Origin of the sequence: Shewanella sp. WE21 (assembly GCF_002966515.1) — a bacterium.
In the GTDB taxonomy this organism is placed as follows: Bacteria; Pseudomonadota; Gammaproteobacteria; order Enterobacterales; family Shewanellaceae; genus Shewanella; species Shewanella oncorhynchi.
On the sequence record NZ_CP023019.1, the window covers coordinates 2,557,263 to 2,573,691 of the forward strand.

The following is a 16,429-nucleotide window of genomic DNA, read 5'->3' on the forward strand; positions in this document are numbered from 1 at the left end:
GGGCTTAGGTACATTTAGACGTCCAGACATCTCTATCAGTCTATCGAATTTAGGAGTCCACCCATGGCAGAGCGTCAATTAGCCACACTGGCAGTGCGTCAGGGTATCGAAAGCGATACTCAATATGGCGCAGTTGTGCCACCGATTTATTTGTCGACTAATTACGCCTTCGATGGTCATAAAAATCCCCGCGAATTCGATTACAGTCGTTCAGGCAACCCAACGCGCTGCATTTTAGGCGAAGCATTAGCGCAATTAGAAAAGGGCGCCACTGGCATAGTGACGTGCACTGGCATGGCGGCCATCACCTTAGTGACTACTTTGCTCGGCCCCGATGACCTATTAGTTGTGCCCCATGATTGCTATGGTGGTTCCTACCGTTTATTTACCAACTTGGCGAAGAAAGGCCAGTTTAAGCTCATTGTGGTCGACCAAACCGACAGCCAAGCGTTAGCCGCCGCCATTGCGCAGAATCCTAAGATGGTGTGGCTCGAAACCCCATCGAACCCGTTATTGCGTGTGGTAGATATCGAAGCCATTGCTAAGGCGAGCCATGAGGTCAGCGCGCTGGTGGTGGTCGATAACACTTTTTTATCGCCAATATTGCAACAACCCCTATTGTTAGGCGCGGATATCGTTATCCACTCCACCACTAAATATATCAATGGTCACAGCGATGTGGTCGGCGGCGCTGTGGTCGCCAAAGACGCGCAAATCGGCGAAAGCTTACATTGGTGGTCGAACACTCTAGGCTTAACGGGGTCAGCCTTCGACAGTTATCTGACCCTGCGCGGCCTGCGTACCTTAGCGGTGCGTATTCGCGAGCATCAAGCCAATGCCCAGCGTATTATTGAGGTATTAACCCAAAGCCCTGTGGTGAGCAAAGTCTATTACCCCGGTCTTGCGGATCACCCTGGTCACGCCATTGCGGCCAAGCAACAACAGGGCTTTGGCGCTATGCTGAGTTTTGAGCTCAAAGGCGGTGAGGCCGAAGTGGTGGCCTTTTTAGGTGCACTCAGCTTATTTAGCGTGGCGGAAAGTTTAGGTGGCGTCGAAAGTTTAGTGGCCGTGCCCGCAACTATGACCCACAGAGCCATGGAGCCGCAGGCGCGCTTCGAGGCTGGTATTAAGGACACCCTATTGCGTCTATCGGTGGGTATTGAAGATGCCGCCGATTTAGTTGCAGATATTCAAGCAGGATTAGCCGCCGTTGCGGCTTGTCAGTAGAGGAATAATAGATGGCACGTTGTCACTTACATAAATTTGGTGGCTCCAGTTTAGCGGATGCCGATTGTTATCGCCGAGTCGCCCATATCCTGTTAACCCACGGTCATAGTGATGATCTCGTGGTGGTCTCTGCAGCGGGTAAAAGCACGAATTTCCTGTATAAATTATTAGCGCTGCGTGATGCGGGTCAGCTATGGCAAGAAGAATTACAAGTGCTGATCAGTTACCAACAGGGGTTGATTGAGCAGTTGTTGTCGAATGAACAAGCCCGAGATCTGCGTGAGCGTTTGGCCACTGATAAAGCGCAACTCATCAGCTTGTTGTCTTTAGATGAGCGCAACGAATACCAAATCAACCATGTGGTGAGCTTTGGCGAACGTTGGTCGGCACGTTTAATGGCGGCGCTGCTGCGCGAATCTGGCGTGGCAGCAAGCCATGTGGATGCCTGTTCAATTTTAGTGGCCGATGAAGCCGCTGTGCCACAAATTCGGGTACAAGAATCCCGCGCTAAAGTACAAGCCCTATTAGCCGCGCATCCAAATGAACGCTTAGTGATCACAGGTTTTATCTGTGCTAACGAGCGTGGCGATACCCTATTACTTGGCCGTAATGGTTCAGATTTTAGTGCCAGCCTGATTGCTAGTCTCGCCGATATCGAGCGCGTGACCATTTGGACCGATGTGGAAGGGGTGTTCAACGCCGATCCTAATAAAATCAACGATGCCAAGTTACTGAAAAGTATGTCACTTGCCGAAGCCGATCGCCTAGCGCGTTTGGGCTCGCCAGTATTGCATTCGCGCACTTTGCAGCCGTTATTCAATACCGAAGTGAGCTTAGCGGTGCGTTCAAGTTATGCGTCCCACACCGACTTTACCTTAATCGCGCCCCACAGTTCGTCGGCGAGCGCGCCTGTGGTGACTAATCTTAATGCTGTTGTCCTGTTCGGCTTTAAACTCACGGGTGAGTTAACCCGTTTATTAGATCTATTGATCGCCGCAGGTTTAACGCCATTGGCCCATTGGACCTCTGCCCATCAAAGGGTTGAACTTGCCTATACCGCTGAGAATCAAAAACAAGTTCAAAGATTACTCGATGCCGAGGCAGAAGCATTAGGGATCAGCGAGCAGCAGATCAACACAGATTTTGGTTTAGTCGCATTAGTAAGTGCCGACGCCGAACATTATCGCCGCAGCTTCGCGCGTTTACTGAGCCGTGATGCTAAACCTTTGTTCAGTGGCGATTTAAGTTTAGTGACGTTAGTGCCCCAGTCACAGGTGAATCTGTTAACCCAAAAAGTTCACCGTCGCTGCGCTGGCCCGCGTAAACGCATTGGCGTCCTGCTGCTCGGTGTGGGTAATATCGGTGAGGCTTGGATCGATCTGTTTAAGTCGGTTTCACCCTCACTAGACCATGAACTCGAAGCTAGTGTTGAGTTAGTCGGTTTAGTCAGTTCGAGTAAAGCCTTGATTAAATCCACTGGCATTAATCTTGCCGCGTGGCAAACAGAGTTTAATACTGAAGCAACGCCTTGGCAGTATGAACATTTATTCGAGCAATTAGAGCAAGTTAACTGCGATGAGCTGGTGGCCTTAGATATCAGTGCCAGCGCCAGTTTGACGCTGCAATATCCAGAATTGTTCGAGCGTGGCATCCATGTGGTGAGCGCGAATAAACTTGCGGGCTCGGGTCCACTGCCTTTCTATCGAGAGTTAAAGCAGCAACTGGGTAACCGTCGTTTGTTTTGGCGCTATAACGCCAGCTGTGGCGCAGGTTTACCTATCCAACACGCGTTAAATGATCTGCGTAACAGCGGTGATAGTGTTGAAGCGGTAGGCGGGATTTTCTCTGGCACCTTGTGTTGGTTATTTGAAAAATACGATACCAGCAAGCCATTTTCAGAATTAGTAATTGAAGCCAGAGGCTTAGGTATTACTGAACCCGATCCCCGCGACGATCTCTCCGGCCGTGATATGCAGCGTAAACTGCTTATTTTGGCCCGTGAAATTGGCCTTGAAATCGAGCTTGAAGATATTGAACTGCGTTCACTCGTGCCAGCCGCTTTGGCGGATATTCCCTTAGATCAATTTCTCACCCGCATTGCCGAGTTAGATGCCGATCTGCTGCAACAGTATGGTGCGGCGGCGGAGCAAAATAAGGTGCTCAGATATGTGGCATCCTTAGACAACAGCGGCCCAGAGCTCAAGGCCGAGGTGGGTTTGCAGTGGATTGATACCCATCACCCTTACGCCAACTTAACCCCTGGTGATAATGTGTTTGTGATCCGCAGTGTCTTCTACCAAGGTAATCCGCTGATCATCCGTGGACCGGGCGCTGGACGCGAAGTGACAGCGGCGGCGGTGCAGTCGGATCTGACCCAGATCTGTCGCGATCTGCTGCAGGAATAACGCGGTATCAAGCCTCTTAAAGGACTCCTTCGAGTCCTTTTTTATTGGCTAGAATAAATCTATCGAATTAACCGAGATTAAATGCGGTTTATGGGTATTTTTGGGCTTGACTTACATCTCAGTTTCTCTAGTATATGGACATATAGACGTCCAAACGTCCATTTGAACTAATTCATACTAGCAAAGAGTAGCGCCAAGGGCGGTTGAGGAAATACACATGGCTTTTCATCACGCACAACATTCACAATCGCTGAACCAGAGCTTGTCTGAGCTTAATGGCGATATTAATGTTTCTTTTGAGTTTTTCCCGCCATCGACCCCCGAAATGGAACAGATCCTGTGGAACTCTATCCGTCGTTTAGAGCCGCTGAATCCTAAGTTTGTGTCTGTGACTTACGGTGCTAACTCAGGTGTTCGCGACCGCACCCATGGCGTGATTGAACGTATCCAACAGGAAACCGACCTCGTTGCCGCGCCGCACTTAACCTTAGTGGATGCCAGCGATGAAGAGCTGTTAGAACTGGCTAAGCATTATTGGAAATCGGGCATTCGTGACATAGTGGCACTGCGTGGTGATTTGCCCGCAGGCAGCCCCAAGCCAACCCGTTTTGCGGTGGATTTAGTGCGTTTGCTGCGCTCAGTGGCTGACTTTGATATTTCCGTTGCGGCCTATCCAGAAGTGCATCCCGATGCGAGCAATGCACAGGCGGATTTGATCAACCTTAAGCGTAAGATTGATGCGGGCGCTAGCCGTGCCATTACCCAGTTTTTCTTCGATGTGGAATCTTACCTGCGTTTTCGTGATCGCTGCGTTGCCGCCGGTATCGACGTTGAAATTGTGCCGGGCATCTTACCTGTGACTAACTTTACCCAGCTAAAACGTTTCGCGGGTATGACCAATGTGTCGTTACCGAATTGGTTACATAAGCAATTCGACGGCCTAGAAAACGATGCGGGTACACGCCAATTGGTGGGGGCAAACGTGGCCATCGACATGGTGAAAGTGCTGTCCCGCGAAGGCGTGAAGGATTTCCATTTTTACACCTTAAATCGCGCCGAATTGACCTACGCGATTTGCCACACTTTAGGCGTGCGTCCTAAATAAAACTTTATAAAATAAGCTAATAAAAACGCCGCAGAGAATGCGGCGTTTTGTTTTGTTTAAATTCTAAATTGAGCTAATAAAGTTGTTAAACGGGCTGCGAGTTGGGCAAGTTCATCGCCAGCGCGTGCGGTTTGTACCGCACTATCTGTCGCATTGGTCGCAATATCATTGATGTTATTAACATTTTTATTAATCTCAGCCGAAACCGCACATTGCTCATTTGCAGCGCTGGCGATCTGGATATTCATCTGGCTAATGGTGGAAACCGCATGGGTAATGGCTTCGAGTGCTTCACCCGCTTGGTGAACTTGGGATACACAGCTTTGGGTGGTGCGGGTGCTGGTTTCCATCGCATTGACTGTAGACTTAGCTTTATGCTGAAGCGCTTCGATCATCTGCTGAATTTCTGCCGTAGATGCTTGAGTGCGACTCGCCAGAGTGCGTACTTCATCGGCAACGACTGCAAACCCTCGACCTTGTTCTCCCGCCCTTGCGGCTTCAATTGCCGCATTGAGTGCGAGTAAATTAGTTTGGTCGGCAATATTACGGATAACCACAAGCACAGAATCAATTTCAGCGGTATTACGCTCTAATTCATTGATTTCACTCGCTGCTGTGGCTATTTCCTCGGCCAATATGGCGATAGTGGTTACCACTTTTTGTACAACCAATTTGCCTTGTTCGGTTGAGTCATTGGCATGATTGGCGGCATCGGCCGCATCGGTCGCGTTATGGGCAACTTCTTGAACCGTTGCGGCCATTTCATTCATTGCGGTGGCAACTTGCTCGGTTTCGAGGTGCTGACGACTCGCCATCTTCTGGGTTTCCCGCGTAATGCTCGACATTTCTTCAGCAGAGGTGGCGAGCAGGCTTGTTGAGTCGGCGACGTGGGAAACTGTGTTGTGGATTTTTTCTACAAAGCGGTTGAATGCCATCGATAATTCAGCAATTTCATCCTTACCTTTTACCGCGATTCTGCGGGTTAAATCGCCTTCACCTTCAGCGATATCATTCATGGCTTGGGTGGTTTCAGCGATAGGGCGAGTAATTCCTTTGGCAATAAACCAAGCAATGGCAGTTCCAATGACCAGAGCCACTAAACCGATAAGGATCAACTTAAGGCGAATATCTGCTATCGCTTGTTCTGAATGGGTTCTATCCATCGCAATATCGAGTACGCCAAACACGTTTCCTGAGTAATCTTTTATGGCGTTGCGATACAGAGCATAGGTTTTGTTATTTAAGGAAATAGTGCGTATGACTTCATGGCCTTGGATGACGTTATTGAGTTCATCTGTCGCTTGGGTATCAGGCGTGAATGTAGCGCCAAATAACTTATATCCAGAATCATCTGGCAAGATGAGGGCAATTTCTGCTTGATAGGCTTGTTTAAAATTATCAAAAAAGGGTTGACCGAAGGACATGCCAAACTCAACTGATCCTGTGTGTTGCCCGTTGTAAGTCATTGGAACTAAACCACGAATACCTAATCCTTCCACTCCATATTCCAAGCCATAAAGAGGGCGCTTTTGGCTATTTGTTTCCACTATGGTCTTGCGTATGCTGGTGAGATCATCGCCAAATTTTTCGGGACGATGCAAGCGTAGAAAAGAAGTGGCTGGTGGCCTATGAAATTGGAATTGCTGAACCGCAAAATCGCGCTTAAGTTGGGTGAATATAGGTAAGGTACGGGTGGTGAGTTCATCACGCTCGCCTGTTGCAAAGGTGCTTTGAACTTCTGGTGTGAGTGAGATGATGGTTGCCATTGCTTCGGCTAACTTGCCCGATGAGGCTATCTCGGCAACAGCGGTTTCATAGATCTTATGGAGTTCTCTTTGCTCGGATTCTGCAACTTGGCGACTGAATTCAGAGAGAACGAGCGGCATGATAAAGCTCATTACTGTTAACAGTAATAGACAGATCCCAATAACGATCCTCGTACTAATTTTTAGATTTATCAAAACAGCCTCCAATTCATGTGCAAATCAACTCAATTTATCCGTTTGATATTATAGAGATACAACTTGATAAGATTTGAGAGGGCGCGAACCTTTTTACGTTATTTATTCCCTCTTACGCTCGTTTCGTGCCCTTGGACACAGATCTATTTTGGGCCTAAATATTTACTTAGCCTGCTAACTAAGTATAATGCTTAGCACGCTAACTAAGTGGGTGGGCAAGATGCAAAAAGAATTAGAGCGACTAAAAGAGTTATCACTGGCGGAGCATTTAGGCCGTCTGCATCGACTGTGGCGTACCGTGGCCGATGTTGAGCTGGCACCTTTAGGATTAACTCATCCCCGTTGGACAGCATTGTGGAAATTACTGCGTTTAGGCGACAGCGTGAGCCAAAAAGTGTTGGCCGATGCCTTGGAAATTGAATTGGCTTCGCTAATGCGCACCTTAGGGCAATTAGAAGAGCAAGGTCTAGTCGAGCGTCATTGTTGTGACAAAGATAAGCGGGCAAGGATTGTGAGCCTGACGCCAGCGGGATTAGATGTTTTAAAGCAAATGGAAGCGCGGATTATTCAAGTGCGCCGTGAGTTATTAGGCGGGATCAGTGCCGAAGAGTTGAGCGAATTTGAACGCATTATTAGCCTGATCAGCGACAACGCAAGCGCCAAATTAACCAAGGTTACAGACACCCTTTTGTGAGAAAGAAGATGACACCGGATCAACAGTTTGCCCGTTTAGTAAAATTTGCCATGTTTGGCTTTGTGATGGTTTTTGGCTATTTCATGCTGGCCGACACTATGATGCCATTGACGCCTCAAGCCATGGCGACCCGTGTAGTGACTAAAGTGACACCGCAGATCAGCGGTAAAATTCAGACCATAGCCGTGACCAATAACCAAGCGGTTGCCAAAGGCGATTTGCTGTTTCAAGTCGATCCCGCGCCCTATGAGTTAGCGGTATCGCAAGCTAAATTGGCCTTAGAGCAAGCCCGTCAAGATAATGCTGAGTTAGATGCCTCGCTACTGGCCGCTAAGGCCGAGGTCAATGCCAATAAAACCACCTCACAACAAAAACGCAGCGAGGCTAAACGTCTCGATGCCCTGTATGCCACCCATGGCGTATCGCAGCAGCAAAAGGAGCTAGCCGATAGCGATGCCGCAGCTGCTGAAGCCAATTTGCTTGCCGCCAATGCGCGTTTAGAAAAACTCAAAGTGAGTCGTGGCAGTTATGGCGAAGAGAATCTTAAAGTGCGTCAGGCGCAAAACCATTTAGCTCAAGCCGAGCTTAATCTGTCTTACACCCAAATACGTGCCGATCAAGATGGGATAGTGACTAACCTGCAATTAGAAGTCGGTAGTTTTGCGACCGTGGGGCAACCTCTGTTGGCCGTGGTATCGGATAAAGTGGATATTATTGCCGATTTTCGCGAGAAGAGCCTGCGTGGCGTGAATGCTTCTTCGACCGCTTTGATTGCGTTCGATGGCGAACCTGGGCGTTTATATCGGGCGACGGTGAGCAGTGTTGATGCGGGCGTGAGTGCAGGGCAATTCGATGCCAATGGCCGTTTAGCCGCGCCACAGGAATCGGACCGTTGGGTACGTGATGCCCAAAGATTGAGATTACATCTAGTGTTAGATGGTATGGCAATGAACAGCTTACCAGCCGGTGCGCGCGCGACCGTGCAACTGCTGCCCGAGAATAGCCTGTTTAGCATGCTCGCTAAGGTGCAAATTAAAGCAATCAGCCTGCTGCACTATATTTACTAGCCTATTTACTAGAATGTTTACTAGCGTATTTACCAGCATATTTACCAGCATATTTACCAGCATATTTACCAGCATATTTACCAGCATATTTACCAGCATATTTACCAGCATATTTACCGGCATATCCATTAGTACTTATCTGTATTTGCCGCGAGTGGCTTGAGTGAACGCTTCAAAGCAACATAAGTGTGAACGCAGCATAAGCCAGCTAAACATCCTCATTTAATGTATCGATAGAACAAGGCGACGAGCATGTTACTACGCCATAGCCCATTGACGGCCAACGATTTACGCCAGTGTTTACGGATTGCGACTGGCGCGACCTTAGGTTTTACCCTGTGTAAAATTTTTGGTTGGAGCAATGGAGTCTTCTTCACTGTGACACCTATGCTACTACTCGGATTAGTGCCAGTGATGAATGGCCATGCTATGCGCCAATTATTAGCTTCATCTGCCATGGCTGGGTTAGAGGTTGGGTTACTCGGCGGTTTCTTTGGCAGCCATCCCGGCATGATGACTCCCATCGTTTTCCTATTATTTTTATACCGCTTTGCGGCCATGTCCCGCGGCAGTTTGTTTCTCTTTGGTGCCAGCGGTGTGCTGAGTCTCAGTATCATGCTGCACTTTGCAAGCTATCCCGGCGTTGACTTAAACGACTTAGTTTTCAGTAATTTTTGGGCGACAGCACTGTCAGTTGTTATCGCCTACGCTATGACGGTACTCTGGCCCGATGTGGAACCAAGGGCAGCTTACAAACCTGGGCCTAAGGCGCCGCATCGAATGCGCCACGAAGCCTTGCTTGGCGCGACCATAGCGACGGCATCATTTCTGGTGTTCCAAATATTTGATCTGCGGGATTCGATGTCGGCTCAAGCGACCACTCTTCTGCTATTGTTTCCCATGCATTGGAATGGTGCACTCGACTATGCCCGTAAGCGCGCCATAGGCACCCTATTGGGGGTGTCGTTTGGGATATTCGTGCAGTTGCTGCTCTATGATTGGTCAGGGCTATTGATGTTAGTTGTCCCCTTGTTGTGGATTGGACTGATGATTTTTAGCCAAGCCCATGTGCGCGAGGCGAATGGCTCTGGCGTGGGTTTTGGTGCTATGACCACGTTAGGGATTTTGTTTGGGCAGTATTTGACCCCAGGTAACGACTTAATCTTCAGTGCCTTATACCGAGTGAGCAGTATTTTAATCGCTATCGTTGGCACGTTACTTTTATGCTATTTGATACATAAGTTATTGAATCGTTTTGAATCGACGCGATTTGGTTATTGAGCAGGCCATTAAGTCTTGAAGGCTTGCAGCTTAACCTTGTACAGAGTAAGGTAAATTTATCCCGTTTGAATTGAACAATAAGTGACTCTTAATGAATGTTAAGGCTCATTTATTGGCTGTTTTAAAAATGAGCGGCTGATTTTAAAATGGGTTTAGTGTGTGAGCACAAACATAAATAACAATAACCCCTATGCTTTAGAGCTTAATTCTCTTCAAGGATAGAACATGAAGATTAAAACATTAGTCATAGGCTTAACGCTATGTAGCGGCTATGCCGCTGCCGCCGAGCCTTCTGACAAACAATCGATGAACGTTATGCCACAAGCTGCACAGTTATGTGTGTCTTGTCATGGGGCTGCGGGTGAGGGTATTGAACCACTTGGCCCTCGATTAGCGGGATTATCTAAAGAATATATCTCGACACAATTGCAGCATTTCCAAGCAGGCGTTCGCCAAAACGCGACCATGATGCCGATGGCAATGACGCTCCAAGGTGACGGTATTGAGCAAGTGTCGAGCTATTTTTCTGCAAAGCCTGCCAATGACGTCAAGCCTGTTATCCGCGGTGAACAAGTTGTTTTTAATGACGATACTGCTCGTTTAGCCTATCAAGGTGATTGGTCCCGTGGTTTACCAGCCTGCGTGACCTGCCATGGTCCTTCTGCATTAGGTGGCGGCTTATTTCCTCGCTTAGCAGGTCAACAGGCGAGTTATATCAAAACGCAATTATTGGCATGGCAGTCGGGAACACGTAAAGGTGACGTCGATGGCATGATGGGGAGCGTCGCGAATAAGCTCACCGTCGCTGAGATTGATGCCTTAGCCAACTACTTTGCGAATTTAAAATAAGGAGCCGGCCATGAAATATTCCGCAATGTTATTACTGGCCGCGATGGGGTTGTTAACCATGCAGGCGCAAGCTGAAACTGAGCCAGTACAAGAACGGCCAGATAAGCAAGCTCCGCTGCCTTCTTTCCCTAAGGTAGCAGATCAAACCTATCTTACCCCTAGACCTTTGAGTGCGATTCCCGAAGGCGCCTTTGGTGACAAAGTGCGTTTAGGTTATCAACTGTTTGTGAATACCCAACAGCTGCGTGATAAGTATGTGGGTAATGAGCTTAACTGTACCAATTGCCATATGGATGCAGGCCGTAAAGCCAATGCATCACCCCTTTGGGGCGCGTATTTTGCTTATCCGGCGTATCGTAAAAAAGACAATAAAGTCAGTAGCTTTGAAGAACGCATCCAAGGTTGTTTTAACTATTCGATGAATGGTAAAGCTCCCGCATCAGGTAGCCCTGAGTTAGTGGCGCTTTCTGCCTACGCCTATTGGTTAGGCATGGGCGGCTTGATGGATGAGGCTAATATCAGCGGCCCTGTTCCTGAGATCAGTGATGCTGAGTTAGTCAAAGGTGCTAAGCGGGATGACTTCCCACTACCAGGGGCATTAGCTAAGGCGATGACAGTTGAGCAACGTGCTAACTTGCCGGGTCGAGCTTATCCTGAGATCCCAAAACCCGAACAAGCCTATTCACCTGAACGGGGTAAAGCCGTGTATGTCGCCCATTGCCAAACTTGTCATGGTGTTGATGGGCAAGGTCAAGCCATTGCGGGTGTGTATGCACTGCCGCCGCTGTGGGGATCTCAAAGTTATAACTGGGGAGCGGGAATGCACAGGGTCAATACTGCCGCATTTTTCATTTATGAAAATATGCCCTTTGGTAAGAGCATGCAGTTGACGAACCAACAGGCTTGGGATGTTGCCGCTTACATCAACTCCCACGAGCGTCCACAGGACCCACGTAGCAAAGGTGATGTAAAGCAAGCGCAGGAAAAATACCATAATGACAGCGATTACTATGGTCTCACTGTTGATGGCAAAGTGTTAGGCACTGAGTCCTATCCGATTTTTCCTAAGAAGTCATAGTTGAGATTAAGCGCTCGCTTGATGAAATAAAGCGAGTTAATAAATAAAGCAGAAAAGCCAGTAAGCCTATAGCCTTGCTGGCTTTTTTATTAATTAGCCCAAGAGTTTAGGCTTGTCATGGCATTTCTCACCGACACGCAGCTAGTCCATCCGTGGATGCTCGACCGCCCCGTCCGTGGGGCGGACGGTCGCCTCGCAAATCACCATGACTCACCTTTCGGACATCAGTGTTAACTGTCGCTTTAAAAGCATACGGAGATTTTCGCTATAAGTGGCTTATTCACTATCTCGAATGTGCAAAACGTATTGAGGGAGTTGAACCCTCTCTACGTTTTTTAAGAAGCTGATTTACGGTGGTTTTTCGGAAAAATTAATAGGGAATTGTTACACCTTACTGTATTTTTTTATTGTTAGAAACAATCAACTGAATTGGTTGAGATTGGAAGCGCTGATATTACTTAAGTTGAGAACTTGCTTTATTATCTTGATAATCAGAGAAATCATAGTCATCGCAGCGATCTATCACATGGAGTTGAAATGGATATTGCCCCTTATCTTGAAGAAGAACAGCAATGGTTAGGGAACTGGCCGGAAGAACCTGAAGATCGGTGGGAAAATCGTCAATACTATTCGTTAGCAAAAGAAATGCTTGAAAATCTTCGAGAGAGATCGATGGAGGAAGGTATTTCAACAGATGCTTATAACCAGAGAATCACTAAAGCAAGGGATGTATTTGACAATCTTCGTGGATGGTTAAACAACGAAGAAAAAATGACCGACAAACAAAAGGAAACTTTTAACGACCAAACATTTTGGTATCACAAAGCAAGCTATTTAGGAGGGCTCTTCGATACAAAACAAGAAATCTGGCCGATGTTAAAAGATGAACTAGCTTCTGAAGTTCGCGTGTACCTTGATACGCCATATATGCAAACAAAATCAATAGATTATTTACTCACTGATGCCCTCATCTACGCAGAGATATCGAGTTACCGAGAAAACCTATTAGTTAAAGATCGGTACCCGAAGTTATACGGAACTCATTGGAAATCCATTTTCAAAGTCGCTTTGTTCTTACTCAAATGGGTACTTATCTGCTTAGGGATGATTTTTGCTCATAATGAGAGTAAGGAGTTCTTCCTACTTCTGGGTATTTCTGTAATAGCCTACCAATCAGTCAAATCAATTAAGGTAAAGCCTGACGATGAAGGATGGGAACTGTTCTTAACAATGATGAAGGTCTACAACCATACAGAATTGCAATGGTTTAACGCTGGTGTTATTTGGGAAATGTGTACAGTTGCTAGAGATAAGGGGGCGATTTTTGATGGGGTTATGTATGAATTGCTTCAGCGACAAATCGCAAAGATAAACAAGTAAATCATTACAAATTCCATTTGTGCTTTCACTTTGACGAAGAGCTAGGCATTACTCAAAACTGAATGAAATAGATTTAGACGAATGCCAACCATGCAAACATGTCCACTGTTTGAAGTGATGTCGGCTTAAGGTTTAATACCTTTTCAATTGTCAAATATTGCATTCACCATGTATGCATCTGTGAACACACTTGCTATAACACAGGAATGCGGTTCACTGAGCCAAATGAATACACCCAAATATCATTTAAGTTAGATAACTTGATGAATACAACCAATTGAACTTTATTGAAACATCCATAGTTAAATTTAGTGACAGGTATACTCGGGAATTAACGAGATTAAGTACTTGCATGGAAGTGACCGTTGGCGGCAAGGATGCCGCCGTCGAGCCCTCAGGGATGAGTTTATGGCGTGTCACTGGAATACAAGTACTTAATCTTTTAGCAAATCAGAAAGGATACTTTATTGTATCTGACCGATAGTGGCATAGAGAATATCACTATAATGCCTAGGACATTATTAACACTTCTTTTTAAATCATAAGCAGGCGTGTCACTGGGAAAACAATGGCAATTAATGCTGCATAACTCAGCAGCTTTGCTTTGGTGGGAAACAACTCAGCCTGAGTTGCAAAAATCTATTATGATCTCCGCGCTATAACAACTTATCTTGCTATAAGGATTACTGTGTCTCAGCCATTGGAACAACCTAAGTTAGAAACTGCGCAAATTTGCCCTCTGTGCCAAGGCGCGAATCAATGTGCTGTGATTTTAGGTAAGGGTATTGAGGATTGTTGGTGCGCGCTGCAGGTGTTCCCACCTTTGGCTGCCTTGCAAGCGCAAGCATCAGGTTCGCCGCTAGGGGCAATCAATCATATTTTACCGTCTGCCGATGCGTGTATTTGCCAAGCCTGCCTCAGCCAACTCAAGCAGGGGTTAAGTCTGGGGCAGATTACAACGCAGGATGAAAAAAGCCCATCGAGTGTGAGCGATGGGCTAGGTTATGAGGTGAAATAGCGGGCTGAAGTAATGAGCTATCGATTTATGGTGTAATCCAGTTGCACAGTGGTTTGTGCCTCAACGGCTATACCATTTTCAAACTTGGGTGCGTAACGCCATTTATCTATCATTTTTAGCGTTTCTTTCTCAAAGAGAGCACCACCCTTAGAAGCTAAAATTTCAGGATTTTTGACGAAGCCATTTTTATCGACAGTAAATTTAAGCTGAACCCAGCCACTTTTACCTCGCTGCGCATAGGACATTGGATAGTCTGGTGCGGTACGGAAAATAGGTTGTTGTTCCTGTGCGTCGGCCCAAGGACGCATTTTGCCGATAGCAATACAGTGGGCGGTGGACTCGTCACGCTTTCCTTGGCGCTCATAGAGTTCCACTAAATAAGCGTGGGCACTTAAGGCATAGGGATGGCTAAAGTTAAGGGCTTCAAACTGCTTAACGACTTCTAAAAGCAATGGAATCGCCTTGTCATCATGCTTTTCTGCATACTCAACGGCACCCACCACATAGGTTGCCTTGACTCTGTCTATGGCGTTCTCTGGTAAAATCTCTTTATAAATATCATAGGCATCGAAGGCATAGCTTCTTACGCTTTTGGTATATAGCTCTGTATTTGATAAGCGGTTGAAGGCGGCCATTTTTACATCGGCGAGCAGTTTCTTTTTATCGGATTTTTCAGCAATTGCGATAGCAGTAAGCAAATCATTTTTCGCATCTTTGGCTTCAACGGCGGTTTGTGCAGCACCCAGTAAGGGATCGATAAGCTCAAGCGCTTCTTTGCCATAATGAACTTTATAGTTAGCCAGAGCGAGTTGATACAATTCATTCGCCTTAGCCGTTTTGGGCAGATTATTTTCTGTAAATGGGTAAGGTGCAACTTGCTTTTCTATCGCGCTGGCCCAGTTCATGGCTAGGTTAGCTAAGTCGACGCTGTCTTTGGCATATTGGGCTTCGCCGAGTTGATAAGCGGCTTTTGCGCTTGCTTCAATATTTGCAGCATCGCCTTTTTCTACGGCGGCTTGATAGTCACTATAGGCTTTGGTAAAGCTATTTTCTGAGGCATGCACGCTAAGAGAAGTGCCTAAAGTGAGGGCAAGAAGACAGGCAATTGGCAGCATTTTTCCGTGTGACATTCTATATATCCTTATTATTGATGAATTTAGATGATACATAGGTGTACATTTTGAGGCAAGTTAGTTTGGCTTTTGTTAATGATGCTTGTGGTGAATGCAGATAACTGAGCACTGAGAACTGAGATTGAAAATAAGCGAGCCCAGCTGAAACTGAGTTCGCTTATTTATCAGTGTTTTGTCGTTTTACTCGCCGCAATCACTTAGTAGTGAAAGTCACGGCGAACTGTCCAAGCGCGCCGTATTCAAATTTGCAGATCTGTGCCAATGGCAGATCGAGGACGCCAGCGTAAGAGCCTGTGATCACATATTGCCCTTGAGTTAAGCTAATGCCTTGGGCGGATAAAAAGTTAACTAACCAGTAGAGTCCTGCCTTAGGGAAATCGTTGGGATGAATGGCGGATTTTTGCAGAGTATCGCCATCCTGAATATCAACGCTGAGTTCAAAACAGCTGGTTTCTAAACCTTCTTGCGGATTAAGCACTGGCCCTAACCACAGTCCTTGATTGACTAAGCCATCGGCGAGGGCATCAAAATGCGTCGCTTCACTGGGTGTGTGGTAGCGGCTTTTGATCAATTCCAAGGCTAAGCGTGTGTGGCCTAAGGCCTCGTCGATTTCAGCCTTTGTGTAAGGCGTGCTTTTTGGCGGTAAATCGCGAGCAATCTCGAAGGCGAGTTCGGGTTCGACTCGGGCGAGGCCTTTAGTCGATGGATAGAGTGGGCAAGTGGTCGATTGTTGATACACATCATCTTGATAAATAGGCGCTACGACGGTTTTTTCCGCCGTGGGTAATAGGCATTTCCACGCCGCGATAGGATTGTTATCGCTTGCCTTAAATATTTCTGCTACGGCTTGTTGAATAGCGAAGGCCTGTTCGAAGCTGGTTGGCCTTAGTTCTGGGATCAGTAAATCGCCGCTCGTGCCTGCTGCGCGGCGCTCGGCTAATTCTTTGGCTGCGGTATTAATATGTGTTTTAACTTGTTCGATCGTGGCGGTAGATAACATTAACTTTCCTATTTAAAGCGTTAGCTTAAAAAGAAGTGGCCTAGAGAGAGTGTGGCAGAAGCCATTTTTATGGGCCAAATATACTCGGTTATTGGCAACGCGGGAAATGCCAATGTTGGCTTTCGGGGTAAATCTGCTGCAGTTGAATCAAGAGTGCGGCCAATATTCCAATTATCGTAAGATGCTGAAACTTGCCTCACATAAGTGTCAGCTAAAGTATCCAATCTAACG

The 16,429-nt window shown here is 46.8% G+C and carries 13 protein-coding genes; 10 read left to right on the plus strand and 3 right to left on the minus strand.

All coding sequences use genetic code 11. The annotated features are described in order from the left end of the window. Positions 1 to 63 precede the first annotated feature (63 nt). The 3 genes from metB (at position 64) to metF (ending at position 4,737) form a co-directional block, all read left to right on the plus strand. Positions 64 to 1,227 (plus strand): cystathionine gamma-synthase, encoded by a 1,164-nt coding sequence (gene metB, locus CKQ84_RS11135; RefSeq protein ID WP_105251320.1) that lies wholly within the window; start codon positions 64 to 66, stop codon positions 1,225 to 1,227. Between the two features lie 11 nt (positions 1,228 to 1,238). Then, positions 1,239 to 3,632, plus strand: coding sequence for a bifunctional aspartate kinase/homoserine dehydrogenase II (locus CKQ84_RS11140; RefSeq protein WP_105251321.1), 2,394 nt, complete (start codon positions 1,239 to 1,241; stop codon positions 3,630 to 3,632). A 217-nt stretch (positions 3,633 to 3,849) separates the two neighbouring features. Continuing rightward, on the plus strand, positions 3,850 to 4,737 hold the full coding sequence (metF, locus tag CKQ84_RS11145; RefSeq protein ID WP_012088154.1) for a methylenetetrahydrofolate reductase: 888 nt from the start codon (positions 3,850 to 3,852) through the stop codon (positions 4,735 to 4,737). A gap of 56 nt (positions 4,738 to 4,793) precedes the next feature. Here the strand turns inward: metF and CKQ84_RS11150 are convergent, their stop codons facing one another. After that, entirely contained in the window at positions 4,794 to 6,695 is a 1,902-nt protein-coding gene (locus CKQ84_RS11150; protein WP_173913222.1) for a methyl-accepting chemotaxis protein, read from the minus strand. A gap of 223 nt (positions 6,696 to 6,918) precedes the next feature. On the opposite strand from CKQ84_RS11150, the gene slyA reads away from it, so the two are divergent. From slyA to CKQ84_RS11190, 7 genes are all read left to right on the plus strand, one after another. Then, positions 6,919 to 7,392, plus strand: coding sequence for a transcriptional regulator SlyA (slyA, locus tag CKQ84_RS11155; RefSeq protein ID WP_105251323.1), 474 nt, complete (start codon positions 6,919 to 6,921; stop codon positions 7,390 to 7,392). Between the two features lie 8 nt (positions 7,393 to 7,400). Continuing rightward, the gene (locus CKQ84_RS11160) at positions 7,401 to 8,459 is read left to right on the plus strand and encodes an HlyD family secretion protein (protein ID WP_105251324.1); all 1,059 of its coding nucleotides are present in this window, start codon (positions 7,401 to 7,403) and stop codon (positions 8,457 to 8,459) included. A gap of 252 nt (positions 8,460 to 8,711) precedes the next feature. Beyond that, on the plus strand, positions 8,712 to 9,740 hold the full coding sequence (locus CKQ84_RS11170) for a DUF2955 domain-containing protein (protein WP_105251325.1): 1,029 nt from the start codon (positions 8,712 to 8,714) through the stop codon (positions 9,738 to 9,740). A gap of 225 nt (positions 9,741 to 9,965) precedes the next feature. Then, complete coding sequence (locus CKQ84_RS11175) at positions 9,966 to 10,589, plus strand: c-type cytochrome (protein WP_105251326.1); 624 nt, start codon at positions 9,966 to 9,968, stop codon at positions 10,587 to 10,589. A 10-nt stretch (positions 10,590 to 10,599) separates the two neighbouring features. Then, complete coding sequence (locus tag CKQ84_RS11180) at positions 10,600 to 11,667, plus strand: c-type cytochrome (RefSeq protein ID WP_105251327.1); 1,068 nt, start codon at positions 10,600 to 10,602, stop codon at positions 11,665 to 11,667. A 537-nt stretch (positions 11,668 to 12,204) separates the two neighbouring features. Further along, positions 12,205 to 13,047, plus strand: coding sequence for a hypothetical protein (locus CKQ84_RS11185; protein WP_105251328.1), 843 nt, complete (start codon positions 12,205 to 12,207; stop codon positions 13,045 to 13,047). Between the two features lie 688 nt (positions 13,048 to 13,735). Then, entirely contained in the window at positions 13,736 to 14,065 is a 330-nt protein-coding gene (locus CKQ84_RS11190) for a cysteine-rich CWC family protein (RefSeq protein WP_105251329.1), read from the plus strand. Between the two features lie 17 nt (positions 14,066 to 14,082). Here the strand turns inward: CKQ84_RS11190 and CKQ84_RS11195 are convergent, their stop codons facing one another. Both CKQ84_RS11195 and CKQ84_RS11200 read right to left on the minus strand, forming a co-directional pair. Next, complete coding sequence (locus CKQ84_RS11195) at positions 14,083 to 15,195, minus strand: energy transducer TonB (protein ID WP_105251330.1); 1,113 nt, start codon at positions 15,193 to 15,195, stop codon at positions 14,083 to 14,085. Between the two features lie 196 nt (positions 15,196 to 15,391). Next, positions 15,392 to 16,198 (minus strand): hydratase, encoded by an 807-nt coding sequence (locus CKQ84_RS11200; protein WP_105251331.1) that lies wholly within the window; start codon positions 16,196 to 16,198, stop codon positions 15,392 to 15,394. Positions 16,199 to 16,429: the final 231 nt, after the last annotated feature.

Excerpts from the sequence above, each read along its gene's own strand:
- CKQ84_RS11185 (WP_105251328.1), top strand. The coding sequence starts at position 12,205 with ATGGATATTGCCCCTTATCTTGAAGAAGAACAGCAATGGTTAGGGAAC.
- CKQ84_RS11195 (WP_105251330.1), bottom strand. The coding sequence starts at position 15,195 with ATGTCACACGGAAAAATGCTGCCAATTGCCTGTCTTCTTGCCCTCACT.
- metF (WP_012088154.1), top strand. The coding sequence starts at position 3,850 with ATGGCTTTTCATCACGCACAACATTCACAATCGCTGAACCAGAGCTTG.
- CKQ84_RS11175 (WP_105251326.1), top strand. The coding sequence starts at position 9,966 with ATGAAGATTAAAACATTAGTCATAGGCTTAACGCTATGTAGCGGCTAT.
- CKQ84_RS11160 (WP_105251324.1), top strand. The coding sequence starts at position 7,401 with ATGACACCGGATCAACAGTTTGCCCGTTTAGTAAAATTTGCCATGTTT.
- CKQ84_RS11200 (WP_105251331.1), bottom strand. The coding sequence starts at position 16,198 with ATGTTATCTACCGCCACGATCGAACAAGTTAAAACACATATTAATACC.
- metB (WP_105251320.1), top strand. The coding sequence starts at position 64 with ATGGCAGAGCGTCAATTAGCCACACTGGCAGTGCGTCAGGGTATCGAA.
- CKQ84_RS11180 (WP_105251327.1), top strand. The coding sequence starts at position 10,600 with ATGAAATATTCCGCAATGTTATTACTGGCCGCGATGGGGTTGTTAACC.
- slyA (WP_105251323.1), top strand. The coding sequence starts at position 6,919 with ATGCAAAAAGAATTAGAGCGACTAAAAGAGTTATCACTGGCGGAGCAT.
- CKQ84_RS11140 (WP_105251321.1), top strand. The coding sequence starts at position 1,239 with ATGGCACGTTGTCACTTACATAAATTTGGTGGCTCCAGTTTAGCGGAT.
- CKQ84_RS11170 (WP_105251325.1), top strand. The coding sequence starts at position 8,712 with ATGTTACTACGCCATAGCCCATTGACGGCCAACGATTTACGCCAGTGT.